Annotated in this window: 13 protein-coding genes, 1 rRNA gene and 1 riboswitch; of the genes, 2 read left to right on the forward strand and 12 right to left on the reverse strand. The window is 68.5% G+C overall.

Annotated features, from left to right (window positions below; translation table 11 throughout):
• Positions 1-37: 37 nt before the first annotated feature.
• Positions 38-457, forward strand: a complete 420-nt coding sequence (locus ABT063_RS16550) for a TOBE domain-containing protein (protein ID WP_351058045.1) — start codon at positions 38-40, stop codon at positions 455-457.
• Positions 458-473: 16 nt separating this feature from the next.
• Here the strand turns inward: ABT063_RS16550 and gcvP are convergent, their stop codons facing one another.
• Entirely contained in the window at positions 474-3,359 is a 2,886-nt protein-coding gene (gene gcvP / locus ABT063_RS16555; protein WP_351058046.1) for an aminomethyl-transferring glycine dehydrogenase, read from the reverse strand.
• Positions 3,360-3,532: 173 nt separating this feature from the next.
• Positions 3,533-3,628: riboswitch (glycine riboswitch) on the reverse strand.
• 113 nt (positions 3,629-3,741) lie between these two features.
• Here gcvP and ABT063_RS16560 point away from each other — a divergent pair.
• On the forward strand, positions 3,742-4,113 hold the full coding sequence (locus tag ABT063_RS16560) for a PRC-barrel domain-containing protein (RefSeq protein ID WP_351058047.1): 372 nt from the start codon (positions 3,742-3,744) through the stop codon (positions 4,111-4,113).
• Positions 4,114-4,908: 795 nt separating this feature from the next.
• Here ABT063_RS16560 and ABT063_RS16565 read toward each other — a convergent pair.
• The 11 genes from ABT063_RS16565 to rrf all read right to left on the reverse strand — a co-directional run bounded on the left by ABT063_RS16565 (position 4,909) and on the right by rrf (position 15,247).
• Positions 4,909-6,291 (reverse strand): DNA polymerase IV, encoded by a 1,383-nt coding sequence (locus ABT063_RS16565; protein WP_351058048.1) that lies wholly within the window; start codon positions 6,289-6,291, stop codon positions 4,909-4,911.
• A gap of 82 nt (positions 6,292-6,373) precedes the next feature.
• Entirely contained in the window at positions 6,374-7,018 is a 645-nt protein-coding gene (locus tag ABT063_RS16570; protein ID WP_351058049.1) for a MerR family transcriptional regulator, read from the reverse strand.
• A gap of 252 nt (positions 7,019-7,270) precedes the next feature.
• Positions 7,271-7,744 (reverse strand): bifunctional nuclease family protein, encoded by a 474-nt coding sequence (locus ABT063_RS16575; RefSeq protein ID WP_004002801.1) that lies wholly within the window; start codon positions 7,742-7,744, stop codon positions 7,271-7,273.
• An 86-nt stretch (positions 7,745-7,830) separates the two neighbouring features.
• Positions 7,831-8,568 carry a transcriptional regulator FtsR gene (gene ftsR / locus ABT063_RS16580; RefSeq protein WP_351058050.1) on the reverse strand — a complete coding sequence of 246 codons (738 nt, stop codon included), beginning with the start codon at positions 8,566-8,568 and terminating at the stop codon, positions 7,831-7,833.
• Between the two features lie 43 nt (positions 8,569-8,611).
• On the reverse strand, positions 8,612-9,571 hold the full coding sequence (locus ABT063_RS16585; protein WP_351058051.1) for a zinc-ribbon and FHA domain-containing protein: 960 nt from the start codon (positions 9,569-9,571) through the stop codon (positions 8,612-8,614).
• Between the two features lie 61 nt (positions 9,572-9,632).
• A complete protein-coding gene (locus ABT063_RS16590) occupies positions 9,633-10,466 on the reverse strand; it encodes a DUF881 domain-containing protein (protein WP_351058052.1) in 834 nt (277 codons plus the stop codon).
• A 5-nt stretch (positions 10,467-10,471) separates the two neighbouring features.
• Positions 10,472-10,804 carry a small basic family protein gene (locus ABT063_RS16595; protein WP_003988855.1) on the reverse strand — a complete coding sequence of 111 codons (333 nt, stop codon included), beginning with the start codon at positions 10,802-10,804 and terminating at the stop codon, positions 10,472-10,474.
• Positions 10,801-11,706: a DUF881 domain-containing protein gene (locus ABT063_RS16600; RefSeq protein WP_351058053.1), complete on the reverse strand. Its 906-nt coding sequence runs from the start codon at positions 11,704-11,706 to the stop codon at positions 10,801-10,803. The genes ABT063_RS16595 and ABT063_RS16600 overlap by 4 nt, the downstream gene beginning before the upstream one ends.
• A 95-nt stretch (positions 11,707-11,801) precedes the next feature.
• Complete coding sequence (locus ABT063_RS16605; protein ID WP_351058054.1) at positions 11,802-14,297, reverse strand: sugar phosphate nucleotidyltransferase; 2,496 nt, start codon at positions 14,295-14,297, stop codon at positions 11,802-11,804.
• A gap of 115 nt (positions 14,298-14,412) precedes the next feature.
• Positions 14,413-15,021, reverse strand: a complete 609-nt coding sequence (gene clsA / locus ABT063_RS16610) for a cardiolipin synthase ClsA (protein ID WP_351058055.1) — start codon at positions 15,019-15,021, stop codon at positions 14,413-14,415.
• 109 nt (positions 15,022-15,130) lie between these two features.
• Positions 15,131-15,247 (reverse strand): 5S ribosomal RNA (gene rrf, locus ABT063_RS16615).
• Positions 15,248-15,407 lie beyond the last annotated feature (160 nt).

Consider the following 15,407-nt stretch of genomic DNA (forward strand, 5'->3'; position numbering starts at 1 on the left):
GGGCCCCGGACACCCCCACCCTCAGCGAGGCCTCCGCATGAGCCTGAGCATCCGCAACCAGCTCCCCGGCACCGTCACCGCCATCACCCCGGGCGAGGTCATGGCAACGGTCAAGGTCCGCCTGACCGGCGGCCAGGACCTCACCGCGGCGATCACCCGGGAGGCCGCCGAGGACCTCGGCCTCGGCACGGGGTCGGTCGTACGCGCCCTGGTGAAGTCGACGGAGGTCTCCCTCGCCACCGCCCCGGTCGAGGGCCTGTCGATCCGCAACCAACTCCCGGGCACGGTCACCGGCATCGCCACCGGCGGTGCCATGGCCGCCGTCAGGATCGGCATCGACGACGCCGAACTGACCGCCGCGATCACCAACGACGCGGTCACCGACCTCGGCCTCTCGACGGGCGTCCCGGTGGTCGCCCTGATCAAGTCGACCGAGGTCGCACTGGCGACCACCTGACGGCCGGAGTCGTCTGTCAGTCCTCGTACGCGTCCAGCGGCGGGCAGGAGCAGACCAGGTTCCGGTCACCGAAGGCCTGGTCGATCCGGCGCACCGGCGGCCAGTACTTGTCCGCTGCGGAGACACCGGCCGGGAAGACGGCCTCCTCGCGCGGGTACGCGTGCTCCCACTCCCCGCCCAGCGCGGCGGCGGTGTGCGGGGCGTTCCGCAGCGGGTTGTCGTCGGCGGGCCACTCGCCCGAGCCGACCTTCTCGATCTCCGCGCGGATGGCGATCATCGCCTCGCAGAACCGGTCGAGTTCGGTCAGATCCTCGGACTCGGTCGGCTCGATCATCAGCGTGCCGGCCACCGGGAAGGACATGGTCGGCGCGTGGAACCCGTGGTCGATGAGCCGCTTGGCGACGTCGTCGACGCTCACGCCGGTCGCCTTGGTCAGCGGCCGCAGGTCGATGATGCACTCGTGCGCGACCAGCCCGCCCGGACCGGTGTAGAGGACCGGGTAGTGCGGCTCCAGCCGCTTGGCGATGTAATTCGCACTGAGCACCGCCACCTGTGTGGCCCGCTTGAGCCCCTCGCCGCCCATGAGCCGGACGTACGCCCACGAGATCGGCAGGATCCCGGCGGAACCCCACGGCGCGGCCGAGATCGGACCGACCCCCGTCTCCGGACCGGCCGCGGGCTGCAGCGGGTGGTTCGGCAGGTACGGCGCCAGGTGCGCGCGCACCCCGACCGGGCCGACGCCCGGACCGCCGCCGCCGTGCGGGATGCAGAAGGTCTTGTGCAGGTTCAGGTGCGAGACGTCACCGCCGAAGTGCCCCGGCTTGGCCAGACCCACCAGGGCGTTGAGGTTGGCGCCGTCGACGTAGACCTGCCCGCCCGCCTCGTGCACCTGGGCACAGATGTCGGCGACGTGCTCCTCGAACACCCCGTGCGTCGAGGGATACGTGATCATCAGCACCGACAGCTCGTCGCGGTACTGCTCGATCTTGGCCCGCAGGTCCTCGACGTCGATCTCGCCGTCCTCGGCGGTCTTCACGACGACGACCTTCATGCCCGCCATCACGGCGCTGGCGGCGTTGGTGCCGTGCGCGGAGGACGGAATCAGACACACCGTCCGCTGCTCGTCCCCGTTGGCACGGTGATATCCGCGTACGGCGAGCAGCCCGGCCAGTTCACCCTGCGACCCGGCGTTGGGCTGCAGCGAGACCTTGTCGTATCCGGTGACCTCGGCGAGACGTTCCTCCAGCTCGCAGATGAGCGTGAGATAGCCCTGCGCCTGCTCGGCGGGCGCGAAGGGGTGCAGCTGCCCGAACTCGGGCCAGGTGACCGGCTCCATCTCCGTGGTCGCGTTGAGCTTCATGGTGCAGGAGCCCAGCGGGATCATGCCGCGGTCGAGCGCGTAGTCGCGGTCGGCGAGGCGACGCAGGTAGCGCAGCATCGCGGTCTCGGAGCGGTGCTGGTGGAACACGGGGTGCGCGAGGTACTCGTCGGCGCGCAGCAGCGCACCCGAAAGAGCCTCCTCCGTCACCGCGTCGAGCGCCTCGACGTCACCTTCGACCCCGAACGCGGTCCATACGGCGCCCAGCTGGGCCCGCGTGGTGGTCTCGTCGCAGGCGAGGGACACGTGATCGGCGTCCACGAGGCGCACGTTGACGCCGTTCTCGCGCGCAGCGGCGACGATCTGGGCGGCCTTTGCGGGCACGCGGACGGTCAGCGTGTCGAAGTAGGCACCGTGCACGACCTCGACCCCGCCGGCCGTCAGCCCCGCCGCGAGGATCGTGGCGTACCGGTGGGTGCGCCGCGCGATGGTCTTCAGGCCCTCGGGACCGTGGTAGACGGCGTACATGCCGGCCATCACGGCGAGCAGCACCTGCGCGGTGCAGATGTTGCTGGTCGCCTTCTCCCGGCGGATGTGCTGCTCACGCGTCTGGAGGGCGAGCCGGTACGCCTTGTGCCCGTCGGCGTCCACGGACACGCCCACGAGCCGCCCGGGCAGGCTGCGCGCGAACTTCTCCCGCACGGCCATGTATCCGGCGTGCGGCCCGCCGAATCCCATCGGCACGCCGAACCGCTGGGTCGTCCCGACCGCGATGTCGGCACCGAGCTCACCCGGGGACTTCAGCAGCGTGAGCGCGAGCAGATCGGCGGCGACGGTGACGAGGGCACCGAGCTCATGGGCCTGTTCGATGACGGGCTTGATGTCGCGTACGGCACCGGAGGCGCCCGGGTACTGGAGCAGGACGCCGTTGATCTCACGCCCGGCGATCTCGGCCGGAATGCCGTCGCTGAGGTCGGCGACGACGACCTCCACGCCGGTCGGCTCGGCGCGGGTCTCGATCACGGCGATGGTCTGCGGCAGTGTGTCCGCGTCGACCAGGAAGAGGCCCTTCTTGTTCTTGCCCATGCGCCGGGACAGCGCCAGAGCCTCGGCGGCCGCGGTGCCCTCGTCGAGCAGCGAGGCACCGGAGGTCGGCAGCCCGGTGAGATCGGCGACCATCGTCTGGAAGTTCAACAGCGCTTCGAGCCGACCCTGCGAGATCTCGGGCTGGTACGGCGTGTAGGCCGTGTACCAGGCCGGATTCTCCATCACGTTGCGCAGGATGACGGGCGGGGTGAAGGTCCCGTAGTACCCGAGCCCGATCATGGGATCGAGGACCTGGTTCCGATCGGCCAGCGAGCGCAGCTCGGCCAGCACCTCGGCCTCGGTGCGCGCCCCCGGCAGGTCCAGGGCATCGGCGTTCTTGATCACGTCCGGCACCGCGGCGGCGGTGAGCTCGTCGAGCGAGGCGTAACCGACCTGGGCGAGCATCTTCGCCCGCGCTTCCTGGTCAGGCCCTATGTGGCGCTGTTCGAAGGGGATTCCCTGCTCGAGCTCGGAGAGCGGAATGCGGTGGGCGGTCATTGCGGAGGCCTCCTGGTCTGACGACCTTCGAGGGGCACCACGGCACGGGTACCCGGACGGCCTCCCCCTCTGTCATCTCAACCTGAGAGCTTCACCGGGGGCCCGAGGGCTCCCGGCTTGCACCGTCGGTGAGAGCGGAAGCCGTCGACACCCGCTCTGCTTTCCAGAGTGACCTCGTCCGTGCGGTACGTGGGCCTGAGAGATTCCGGGGAGGATTTGCTCCTTCGGCGCCTCCGATGATGTCTGGAGGACTCTCCCGCACAGGGTCAGCAGCCGCTTGCCAGCGTACCAGCGAGGTCAACGCCTGATCCTCGAGTGGCCGCGGTCCCCAATGTGCTCTTTCGTAGTGCTTACGGATGAGTTGCGACCGAGTGGAGGGCCCGTGCAGACCGACATCGATCCGCGCAACCTGATAGGCCGCAAGGTGTTCGACCGCAATGGCACCAAGATCGGCACGATCGACGAGGTCTACCTCGACGACGCGACGGGCGTACCCGAGTGGGCGGCCATACGCACCGGCCTGTTCAGCAGGGACGCCTTCGTCCCCTTGGAGCCCAGCGAGCTGAGAGAGGGCACCCTGCACGTCCCCTTCGACCGCGCCCTGATCAAGGACGCCCCCGACTTCGGCGTGGGCCGCCATCTCTCCCCGGAGCAGGAACTCCAGCTCTACCACCACTACGGCCTCGACGTGGCCGCTCCCCCCTCACTCCAGGACCATGACTTCGGCAAACTGGCAGGCCCGGACGAGCCGTGACGCCCGACCACCCCGGGGACCGCGGGCACCCACTTCCACCTCCGGCCGTCCCGGCTCAGCAACGTCATCCCAGCCATATCCGCGCACCCGGCACAGCCGCACCCACACTGCTGGATCTGCTGGACCACCCCTCCCCCTCAGCCACCCTCTGCGCCTCCGCCGAGCCCCTTCCCCCCTCAGCCAGTCCCGCGCCGTCGCCCAGCCACTGCCACGCAGCCCACACCGCGCTGCTGGTCCAGCCAACTACGCCACCCGACCCGCGCAGCGCACCCAGTGACATCTCCAGTCCGCGTCCCCGTCGTCCATCCGTGCCTGCCCCATCCCGACCATCCACGCCCAGCCGAACTCAGCGCGCCGCGCCCAGCCGATGCCGCCGGCCCGCACGGCGGTCGCCCGTCCACCGCCACCAGCCGACACGGCCGACGCCCGTCCTTCCCGTCGTCCCTCCGCTCCGTACCCATCCAGCGCCGCCCCTCCGCAACCAACCCACGCGGCCCCGCGCCACTAGGGCCCTTCTGATGGATCTCCGCAGGAGAAGGAGCGGCGTTCGGTGCGTGCGATCGGCGTGCGTGCCGGGCGTCGCGACGCTGCGGAGATCCATCAGAAGGGCCCTAGTCCACGCCCGCCCCTCCACACCCAGCCCACGCGCGTCGGGTCCGCGCACGGCCCACGCCGTCCATCCGCACGGCCCGGCCCACGCCGTGAGTCCGCGGGCAGTCGTGCCGCTGAGGCGGCACGGGTGGGCGCGGACGGCACCCCGCAAGCGCCGGGCTGCGCGACCCACCCCCGGTCCCTCTACCCCGCACGCACCCCACCCCCGTCCACCACAACTCCACCCTCCCCAGATCTCCCCCGCACCAACGGCAACGGCTCCGCCGGCCCCAGATCAGGGTCGTCCACACGAAACGTCCGCACCCGCCCCGGCTCCGACTCCGGCGTCTCGAACCGCACGGTCACCCGCCCGAGCCCACTCCCCTGCACCCACCCATGCCCGTACTCGGCATGCCGCACATCGTGCCCGGCAGCCCACCGCCGCTCGACAGGCACCTCCGGCTCCTCGGCAGGCGCATCCTCGGTCTCCCCCACCGGCGCATCCGCCCGCTCCCCCGCCGCCTGCGCGAACAGATCCTCCTGCGTGTAGTCGGCAAGCCCACTGACCCCCACCCCCAGCAGCCGTACGCCACCCGTCGTGTCCACGGAGTCCAGCAACCGGGCGGCAGCCTCCCGCACCACCGCCGGATCGTCCGTGGGCCCGCGCAAGGTCTCGGACCGGGTCAGCGTGGAGAAGTCGTACCTCCGCACCTTCAGCACGATCGTCCGTCCGGACAGCCCCGCACCCCGCAGCCGCCGCACGCACCGGTCGGCCAGCCGCTGCACCTCCAGCCCCACCCGGACCCGGTCGTGGATGTCGATGTCGTACGTGTCCTCCACGGACACCGACTTCGTCTCCCGCTCGGCCACCACAGCCCGCTCGTCCCGCGCCAGCGCCATGGCGTACAGCCCGTGCCCATGGGCCTTCCCGAGCAGCCGTACGAGCTCGTCCTCACCCGCCTCCACGATCTCCTCGATCGTGGTGATCCCGGCCCGCCGCAGATGATCCCCCGTCGCCGGCCCCACCCCCGGCAGGGTCCGCACGGACATGGGCCCGAGCAGCACCCGCTCGGTCCCCGGCTCGATCACGACCAGCCCGTCGGGCTTGGCCTGTTCCGAGGCGATCTTCGCGAGCATCTTGGACGCGGCAAGCCCCACCGACCCGGTGAGCCCGGTGACCGCCCGTATGTCGGCGCGCAGCCGCACCCCCACCAACCGCGCCGACTCCTCGTCCCAGGCCGCTCCCCCGGCCTCCAGATCCACGAACGCCTCATCCAGGCTCAGCGGCTCCACCAGCGGCGACAGCGCCCGCAGCAGCCCCATCACCTGGTCGCTGATGGTCCGGTAGAAGGCGAAGCGCGGTACGAGATACGCGGCGTTCGGCGCGAGCCGGCGCGCCTGAGCCATCGGCATCGCCGAGTGGACTCCGAAAACCCGTGCCTCGTACGAAGCCGTGGCCACCACCCCGCGTGGCCCCAGCCCGCCCACGATGACGGCCTTCCCGCGCAGGCTCGGCTTGGACGCCTGCTCCGCCGAGGCGAAGAAGGCATCCATGTCGAGATGCAGGATCGTAGGCGCGCTTCTCACATATCCGATGCTGCCCTACACCACTGACAATGGCCCGCCCGAAGAGGGAGGAGTGCGACCCGCGGCCCTCGCCGCCCGGCTGTCAGACCGCTCGGTTGCGCCGCCGCGCCAGCTCGTCGGCGGGGTTGTGCCCGACGAGGGTTTCCCCGGTGTCGACCCGCTCCCCGTGCAGCTGCGAGAGAGCGCTTTCGACGTCCCGCCACACCACACCGACGGCGATGCCGAAGATGCCCTGGCCGCCCTGGAGCAGTGCGTGGACCTCGTCGGGCGAGCTGCACTCATAGACCGTGGCGCCGTCGCTCATCAGCGTCATGCGCTCCAGGTCACGGAAACCACGCTCTCTGAGGTGCTGGACGGCGGTGCGGATGTTCTGCAGCGACACACCGGTATCGAGGAACCTCTTGACGATCTTCAGGACGACGACGTCCCGGAAGCTGTACAGACGCTGCGTCCCGGACCCGTAGGCGGGCCGTACGCTCGGTTCGACGAGCCCGGTGCGGGCCCAGTAGTCCAGTTGCCGATAGGTGATACCGGCGGCCGCACAGGCCGTCGGACCGCGGTAGCCGATCTCCTCGGACGCCATGGACGTCGCCCCTCCGCCGCTCGGCACGGCCGTCGGTCGCTGCGGAGCGTGATCGGCCGCGCTGCCATGAAGCGGGTACGGACCGCTCTCCCCGAGACTGCGTCCGGGGGCACCCCCAACCGTACCGTCGCCGCTGCTTCTCACGCCGACCTCCGTCCTTGACCTGCCTTCTCGACGGTAGGCAGTCACCAGGGGTGCGTCAACGATCGCCACACTCGGCACGCCGAGTGATAATCACCCTAAGAGTGGTTTCCCGTGCCCCACCGCGGGGAAAGGCTAGCCGAATGCGCTCAGACGGGGCCGCAGACGCTCTCACGCGCCGCTGGCAAATGCCGTCAATTGAGGCGTCACCGGACGAGCACAGGCCCGACACGCTCCGTGCGCCCGCCGGGCCCATCACTGACTGCTGGTGCCGAAGTCCTCCGGGGAGATCTGGTCGAGGAACTCGCGGAACTTCTCCACCTCGTCCTCCTGCTCGTCCGGAATCGCGATGCCCGCGTCGTCGAGCACACCGTCACTGCCGTAGATCGGCGTCCCGGTGCGCAGCGCCAGCGCTATGGCGTCGGACGGCCGGGCGCTCACCTCGACCCCGCTGGCGAACACCAGCTCCGCGTAGAAGACGCCCTCACGCAGGTCCGTGATGCGCACTTCGGTGAGCTCCTGGCCGACGGCCTCCAGCACGTCCTTGAACAGGTCGTGGGTCAGCGGTCGGGCGGGAGCCATGCCCTGCTGGGCGAAAGCGATCGCCGTGGCCTCCCCAGGCCCGATCCAGATGGGGAGGTAGCGGTCGCCTCCCACTTCACGCAGGAGCACGATCGGTTGGTTGGAGGGCATTTCGACCCGGACACCTACGACATCGAGCTCGTTCACACAGCAACCCTAGGCCGTGCCCGGGACGTTTGGGTAGTCGAGCAGGAAACGGGTGGCCGATCAGGCCGCCGTACGCCCGCCCACCCTCAGGGCAGTCGCACCCCGAGAGCGGTCTGCACCAGCGCGGCGTGCAGTTTCACCGTGAGCCCGGCCAGTTCCTTCGTACGCGCCTCGGCATGCGCCCTGGTCTGCGGGTTGCGGTGGCGCTTGAGCGGGGCCACCACCTGGTCCACCAGCCCCGCCTCGCGGTCGGCCGCGGCCTTCATCACCCGCAGGTGCCGCGGCTCGATCCCGAACCGCCCCAGCTCGGCGACGAGCGAGGCCACAGTGGCCGCCTCCGCGTCGTACGCCCCGTCCGGCAGCGCGGTGATGAGCCCGTACGACTCCCACTCCTGAAGCTCCTGCTCACCGATCTCGGCGGCGGCCATCAGCTCGTCCCGCCCGATCCGGACCGCCGTGGGCCCTTCGGCAGCCTCCGGAACGGCCTCGCCGTCCCGCTGACGGCCCAGTGCCGGCAGCTGTACGGCCTCGCCGCGCTCCATGGCGTCCAGGTGCTCACGAATCACCTTGAGCGGCAGATAGTGGTCCCGCTGCATCCTCAGGACGTGGCCGAGGCGCTCGACGTCCTCGGCGCTGAACTTGCGATACCCCGAGGGGGTCCGCTGCGGCTCGATGAGCCCCTCCGACTCCAGGAAACGGATCTTGGAGATGGTGACTTCGGGGAACTCCTCACGCAGCACGTTCAGCACCGTGCCGATGCTCATCAGCCCACTGTCCGCGGCGGCGATGCCGTGCCCGGCACCGCCGCTCGGTGTTTGAACCATGGACCTTCCCTGGGGGTCCCCCCGGACCGAGTCCGGGGGAGGGTCAGTAGCCCCGCTGGCTCGCGTAGAAGACCAGCCGGTACTTGCCGATCTGCACCTCGTCACCGTTGTTCAGGGCGACCTGGTCGATCCGCTCACGGTTGACATACGTGCCGTTCAGACTGCCCACGTCGGCCACTGTGAACGAGCCGTCCGGACCGCGGCGGAACTCCACGTGCCGTCGGGAGACCGTCACGTCGTCGAGGAAGATGTCGCTCTGCGGATGACGCCCGGCCGTGGTCAGGTCGCCGTCCAGCAGGAAGCGGCTGCCCGAGTTCGGACCGCGGCGCACCACCAGCAGCGCCGAACCGAGCGGCAGGGCATCGACGGCCGCCTGCGCCTCCGGAGAGAGCATGGGAATCGGCGTCTGGCCCGTGGCCTCGGCGTCGTAGGCCTCGAGTCCGGAGATGGAGATCGTGGACGTCGTCTCGGACGGACGCTCGGCTGCGGCTCCGGCCCGCAGCGGCGCGCCGCAGTTGGAGCAGAAGCGGCTGTTCTCCCCGTTGCGGTTACCGCACCTCGTACACACCAGGGCCGACATGGACGGATCCTCCTGCCGCGGCTGCCCCCCAGGGGCATGGGACGCGTACGGGTCGGCGGAGAACCCTCCACCCGTACTTGAGGTTGACGGTTGCCCGAAACCTATGCCTCCGGACTGGGCAGGGTCAACAGACGGCGCGCCCTGACCTCCGGCAATGTCAGCGCCCGGACCACCGACCTGGTCCCGGAACATCGGGCGCTGGCCCTCTGCGTCAGGCTGTGCGCGATGACGAGCGGTAGCGTTGTCGCTGCTCTCTCGCGCGCTCTTGCCGAACAACTTCGCAAACAACTTCACGGGCGATTCCCCTTGACCGAAACAGACCCGCCCGTGGGGCAGGACGAACCCTGATTGAACACACCGGTCGACCCGGACATCCTCACAACGTCCGTATCCACCTGACAGTTTCCACCACGCACCACCCATTCGGTGCGCCGACCCCCCGCAACCTCATGCCCTGGCCGGACGCCCCCCATGCACCCCCGGTTCACTGGGAGGACGACCGAGCGTAGTCAGGCCGCTTCGCTGCTCGCAAGGCGTCCACAACGATCTTGCCCGACCGCTCGATGGTCACGGTGGCCTGCTCCTTCTCAAGAGTCTGCACCGCGCCTCCAGGGATGTTGAGCGCCGGTTCGAGGTCCTGCGGCTTGCCGATGACCTTGAAACGATAGGGGGCGTTGATCTTGTTCCCGTCGACGCTCACGCCCTTGCCGGAGTCGGTCAGGTACGTGTCCGCGACGACCCGTAGGCCGTTCACCTGGATCGCCTCCGCGCCCGCCGCGCGCAGCTCTTGGACCGCGTTGAGCAGCATGTCCGCCTCGACCGTCCCCTTCGTGTCGTCAATGGTCATGGTGATGCCGGGCCCCTGCGCGGCCACCGTGCCCGCGAGGATGCCGAGCTGCCTCTCCTTCTCGACCGTCTGCTTACGGGCCTCCTCGGCCTGGTCCGAGCTGTTCTCCAGCTCGTCCCGCTGCTTCTCGAGACCCTGCTTCTCGTCTTCAAGACGCTGAGTACGGTCGTCCAGTTCGTCGAGGATGCGAACAAGATCTTCCTGACGCGCACCGCGCAGGGCACTGTCGCTGTCACTGTTCGACGCCACCTGGACGGCAAGACCGAACCCCAGGCCGAACAACAGCACGGCGACGATGAGTTGGGCACGCGTGACACGCGGCGGCCACAACCCCTGCACCAGACGTTGCCGACCGGTCAGCTGCGGCTCCCCCTCGGAGGCGCTCTCGGCCGGAGGAATTGCCGCCGCGGGCACCTCTTCGGGCAGTTCCTTGCGCAGCCTGTAGTCGGGCGTCTCGTCCTGGTTGCTCATCGGCCTCACGCCCGGAACACGTGCCGGCGGATCGCCGCGGCGTTCGAGAAGATCCGGATCCCGAGGACGACGACGACACCGGTGGACAGCTGGGCTCCCACGCCCAGCTTGTCGCCCAGGAACACGATCAGTGCGGCCACGACCACGTTCGACAGGAATGACACGACGAAGACCTTGTCGTCGAAGATGCCGTCGAGCATGGCCCGCAGACCTCCGAAGACGGCGTCGAGTGCCGCCACGACGGCGATCGGCAGATAAGGCTCGACGACCGCCGGAACCTCGGGCCGGACCAACAGGCCGGCCACGACTCCCACGACGAGGCCCAGTACGGCGATCACGATGTGCCCTTCTCGGTTTTCGGCTGTGCTGTACGTACGGTCACACTCGGTGCGGCGGGCAGCCGGAGGTCGTCCTCCGCGGAGATGGCGGTCCGGATGCCGAAGTTCTCCTGCAGGGCGTGCAGATACAGCCCGTCCGCGCCGTTCTGGAACCGGGTGCTCAAGCCATTGCCGTCCCCCACGGCAAGCACCGTATACGGCGGAACCAGCGGCTTGTTGTCGACCAGTATCGCGTCACCCGCGGCCCTGATCGCCGACAGCGTCGTCAGTCGCTGTCCATTGATCGAGACGGCCTCCGCGCCCGACTCCCACAGGCCGTTGACCACACGCTGCATGTCGCGGTCGCGCACTCTCCCGGTGTCGGAGAACCCGGAGGTCTCACGCGGGTCGCCGCCACCTTCCGAAGTGGTTTCCTTGGCATCGTCCACGACCAGTTTCACGCCTGGACCACGCACCTCGGTCGCGCCCGCCAGAAGGCCCAAGAGCTCCGTCCGGTCACTGGCACCGGTCTTCTTGAGGGCCTCGCGCTGGCGTGCGCTCACGTCGTCGCGCAGCTTGTCGACGGAGTCCGCGAGTTTGTCCGCGCCCTCGGTCTCCCGGTCGATGCGGTCGATCAGCTCCTCGCGCTCCTTGGCCACGGCGGGCGCCGCGACCCGCGCCTGTGCCGCACCGACGGTCACCACCAGAGCCGCGAGCACCAGGCCGGCGGCGAGGCCGAGCTTCGCCCTGAGGGTCTTGGGCATGCCGCCATCGCCACTGGCCTTCTTCCGGGCGGCCGCTTCGGCGTATCCGTCGTCGAGACTGTGATCCATGACGTTGGTGAGCAGCGACATGGACGCGTCCGGACGCGACGCGCGCGTGGGGGTGCTCCGAACGGGGGGCTGCTGCGGCATGCCGCACATCGTCGCACGTCGCGCCCACTACCTCCGAATGGCCCCGGCAGCGTGCCGGACAGGCCCCTTGAGGACACTTGTCCGGCACGCGCGCGTACTGTGATTCAGCGCCCGGCGCTGTCCACGACCGCCGACCACTCGTCGAGCAGAGCCTGCGCGGAGGCGTCGTCCGGCCCTTCCGCCCACAGGTGGGTGACGGCCTCGGCCGGGTCGGGCAGCACCATCACCCAGCGCCCGTCGGTCTCCACCACCCGCACGCCGTCGGTGGTGTCCACGAAGCGGTCTCCGGCCGCCTCCACGACCCGCCGCATCACAAGGCCCTTGACGGCCCAGGGAGTCGCCAGATCACGCTTGAGGACGTGCGCCCGCGGAATCCGCGCATCGATCTGGCTGAGCGTCAACTGGGTCCGCGCCACCAGCCCGATCAGCCGTACGAAGGCCGCCGCACCGTCGAAGACACTGCTGAACTCGGGGACGATGAAGCCGCCCTTGCCGTCACCGCCGAAGATGGTGGTGTCGTCGCGCCCGACCCGGGTCAGATCGTCGGGAGAGGTCGTCGTCCACTCCACCTGCGTGCCGTGATACGCCGCCACCTGCTCGGCGATCCTCGTGGTGGTCACCGGCAGAGCCACCCGGCCGCTGCGCCGCTCCGCGGCGACCAGGTCGAGCATCACGAGCAGCGCCCGGTCGTCCTCGATGATGCGGCCCTTCTCGTCGACCAACGACAGCCGCTCGCCGACGGGGTCGAAGCGCACTCCGAACGCGGCGCCCGAGGACGCCACGATCTCACCGAGCCGCACGAGTCCCGACCGACGCATGTCGGCCGTCTCCGTCGGCCGGGACTCGTTCAGACCGGGATTGATGGTGAGCGAGTCCACTCCGAGCTTGCCGAGCAGGCTGGGAAGCACGAGCCCGGCGCTGCCGTTCGAGGCATCGACGACGACCTTGAGCCCCGACTCGGCGATGCCCGTCGTATCGACGTTCCGCAGCAACGAGCCGGTGTACGAATCGAAGACGCTGGCCGGAAAGTGCAGATCCCCGATCTCGCCCGGGAACGCCCGCCGGTACTCCTGGCGCGCGAACACCCGGTCCAGCTTCCGCTGACTCGCCTGCGAGAGGTCGGCCCCCCTGCCGTCGAAGAACATGATGTCCACGGAATCCGGGACACCTGGCGTCGTCCGGATCATGATCCCGCCGGCGCTGCCCCGACCGGTCTGCTGCCGGGCCACAGGCAGCGGTACGTTCTCCAGGTCGCGTACGTCGATGGCGCTGGCCTGCAGCGCGGAGATGACCGCCCGCTTCAGCGCACGGGCACCACGGGAGTGGTCGCGGGCCGTCGTGACGGTCGATCCCTTCTTCAGAGTCGTCGCGTAGGCGCCGGCGAGACGCACGGCGAGTTCGGGCGTGATCTCCACGTTCAGGATTCCGGAGACGCCACGGGCGCCGAAGAGATGCGCCTGGCCCCTTGATTCCCAGATGACCGACGTGTTGACGAACGCGCCCGCCTCGATGGTCTTGAACGGGTAGACCCGGACGTTGCCTTGCACGATCGACTCTTCGCCGATCAAGCACTCGTCCCCGATGACGGCGCCGTCCTCGATCCGGGCCGCACGCATGATGTCGGTGTTCTTTCCCACGACACAGCCCCGGAGATTGCTGTGCTGGCCGACGTACACGTTGTCGTGCACAACGGCCTTGTGCAGAAAGGCCCCGGTCTTCACGACGACATTCGAGCCGACGACCGTGTGCTCCCGGATTTCGGCGCCGGCCTCGACCTTGGCGTAGTCCCCGATGTAGAGAGGACCACGAAGAACGGCATCAGGGTGCACCTCGGCGCCCTCGGCCACCCACACGCCCGGCGAGATCTCGAAACCGTCGATCTCGACGTCGACCTTGCCCTCCAGGACGTCGGCCTGCGCCTTCACATAGCTTTCGTGTGTCCCGACGTCCTCCCAGTAACCCTCCGCCACATAGCCGTAAACCGGCTTGCCCTCCTTCATCAACTGCGGAAAGACATCGCCGGACCAGTCCACGGGCACATCGGGTTCGACATAGTCGAAGACCTCGGGCTCCATGACGTAGATACCCGTGTTCACGGTGTCCGAGAAAACCTGGCCCCAGGTCGGCTTCTCCAGGAAACGCTCGACCTTGCCCTCCTCGTCGACGATCGTGATACCGAACTCCAACGGATTGGGCACACGCGTCAGACAGACGGTGACCAGCGCACCCTTTTCCTTGTGGAAATTGATGAGCTCGGTGAGATCGAAGTCGGTCAGGGCATCACCGGAGATGACAAGGAAGGCATCGTCCTTCAACGCCTCCTCGGCGTTCTTGACGCTTCCGGCGGTACCGAGTGGCTTCTCCTCATTGGCATAGGTGAGCTCCATTCCGAGCTCTTCACCGTCACCGAAGTAGTTCTTGACCAGTGACGCCAGGAACTGGACAGTAACGACGGTCTCGTTGAGCCCATGCCTTTTGAGCAGCCGCAGAACGTGCTCCATGATCGGCCGGTTGGCCACCGGCAGGAGCGGCTTGGGCATGCTCGAGGTCATGGGGCGAAGGCGCGTGCCTTCGCCTCCGGCCATCACGACGGCCTTCATGTCGGAAGCGTCCTCCTCTAAGAGACGACGGTTAGCCGACTTCACCCGTCCAGATTGTCCCGCACTTTTCCGCCGCGGGCCATCGCGCCGCTACAGCTGCATCAACCGGCGGGGTTCAGTCGGTCATGGCGTCCGCACGAACCAGGCGGCGAACTTGTACCACGTAGAGAACTCCTGCCCACCAGTACAGCGTTGTACCCCATCCGGCGAACGCCCATCCGAAAATAGCAGCGAGTGACGAGATCCATCCACTTCCGTCACTGAGCAGCAGCAACGGGAAGGCATACATCAGGTTGAACGTCGCTGCCTTGCCCAGGAAGTTCACCTGCGGCGGCGGATAGCCGTGACGTCTGAGGATGCCCACCATCACCAGCAGAACCAGCTCTCGCGCCAAAAGTACAGCAGTCAACCAGATTGGCAGAATCTCGCGCCAGGTGAGACCGACCAAAGTCGAGAGAATGTAGAGGCGGTCGGCCGCGGGGTCCAGAAGCCGGCCGAGGCTGCTGATCTGGTTCCAACGCCGAGCGAGCTTGCCGTCCAGGTAGTCACTGATCCCGCTCAGAGCCAGTACCAGCAGCGCCCAACCATCACTCTTGGGACCGCCGAACTCGGGCCGGAGGATGAGCCACAGGAAGAGCGGCACGCCGACGAGCCGCGCCATGCTGAGGACGTTGGGGATGGTGAGGACCCGGTCCGTCTGGACGCGGGTCTCCTGGACCTCCACCCGGGAGCCTCCTGTGGGAAACGTGCCAACGATGCCTCCTGACCCTACCTCAACGCAAAAAAGCTCTGGCTCTTGGGCTGTGTGCCCAAGAGCCAGAGCTGTAAAAGGAGTTCGGCGGCGTCCTACTCTCCCACAGGGTCCCCCCTGCAGTACCATCGGCGCTGTAAGGCTTAGCTTCCGGGTTCGGAATGTAACCGGGCGTTTCCCTCACGCTATAACCACCGAAACACTATGAAACTGTGAACGCCGCACCACGCGTGGCAACGTGGGGCTGTTCGTGGTTTCAGAACCAACACAGTGGACGCGAGCAACTGAGGACAAGCCCTCGGCCTATTAGTACCGGTCAACTCCACACCTTACGGTGCTTCCATATCCGGCCTATCAAC

The organism is Streptomyces sp. NPDC002838 (assembly GCF_040295365.1).
Taxonomy (GTDB): domain Bacteria; phylum Actinomycetota; class Actinomycetes; order Streptomycetales; family Streptomycetaceae; genus Streptomyces.

What these genes read in the sequence shown, in the direction of transcription:
- ftsR (WP_351058050.1), bottom strand. Translation starts at nt 8,568, where the DNA reads ATGGTTCAAACACCGAGCGGCGGTGCCGGGCACGGCATCGCCGCCGCG.
- ABT063_RS16605 (WP_351058054.1), bottom strand. Translation starts at nt 14,297, where the DNA reads ATGAAGGCCGTCGTGATGGCCGGAGGCGAAGGCACGCGCCTTCGCCCC.
- ABT063_RS16590 (WP_351058052.1), bottom strand. Translation starts at nt 10,466, where the DNA reads ATGAGCAACCAGGACGAGACGCCCGACTACAGGCTGCGCAAGGAACTG.
- ABT063_RS16600 (WP_351058053.1), bottom strand. Translation starts at nt 11,706, where the DNA reads ATGTGCGGCATGCCGCAGCAGCCCCCCGTTCGGAGCACCCCCACGCGC.
- ABT063_RS16550 (WP_351058045.1), top strand. Translation starts at nt 38, where the DNA reads ATGAGCCTGAGCATCCGCAACCAGCTCCCCGGCACCGTCACCGCCATC.
- gcvP (WP_351058046.1), bottom strand. Translation starts at nt 3,359, where the DNA reads ATGACCGCCCACCGCATTCCGCTCTCCGAGCTCGAGCAGGGAATCCCC.
- ABT063_RS16585 (WP_351058051.1), bottom strand. Translation starts at nt 9,571, where the DNA reads ATGGGTGGTGCGTGGTGGAAACTGTCAGGTGGATACGGACGTTGTGAG.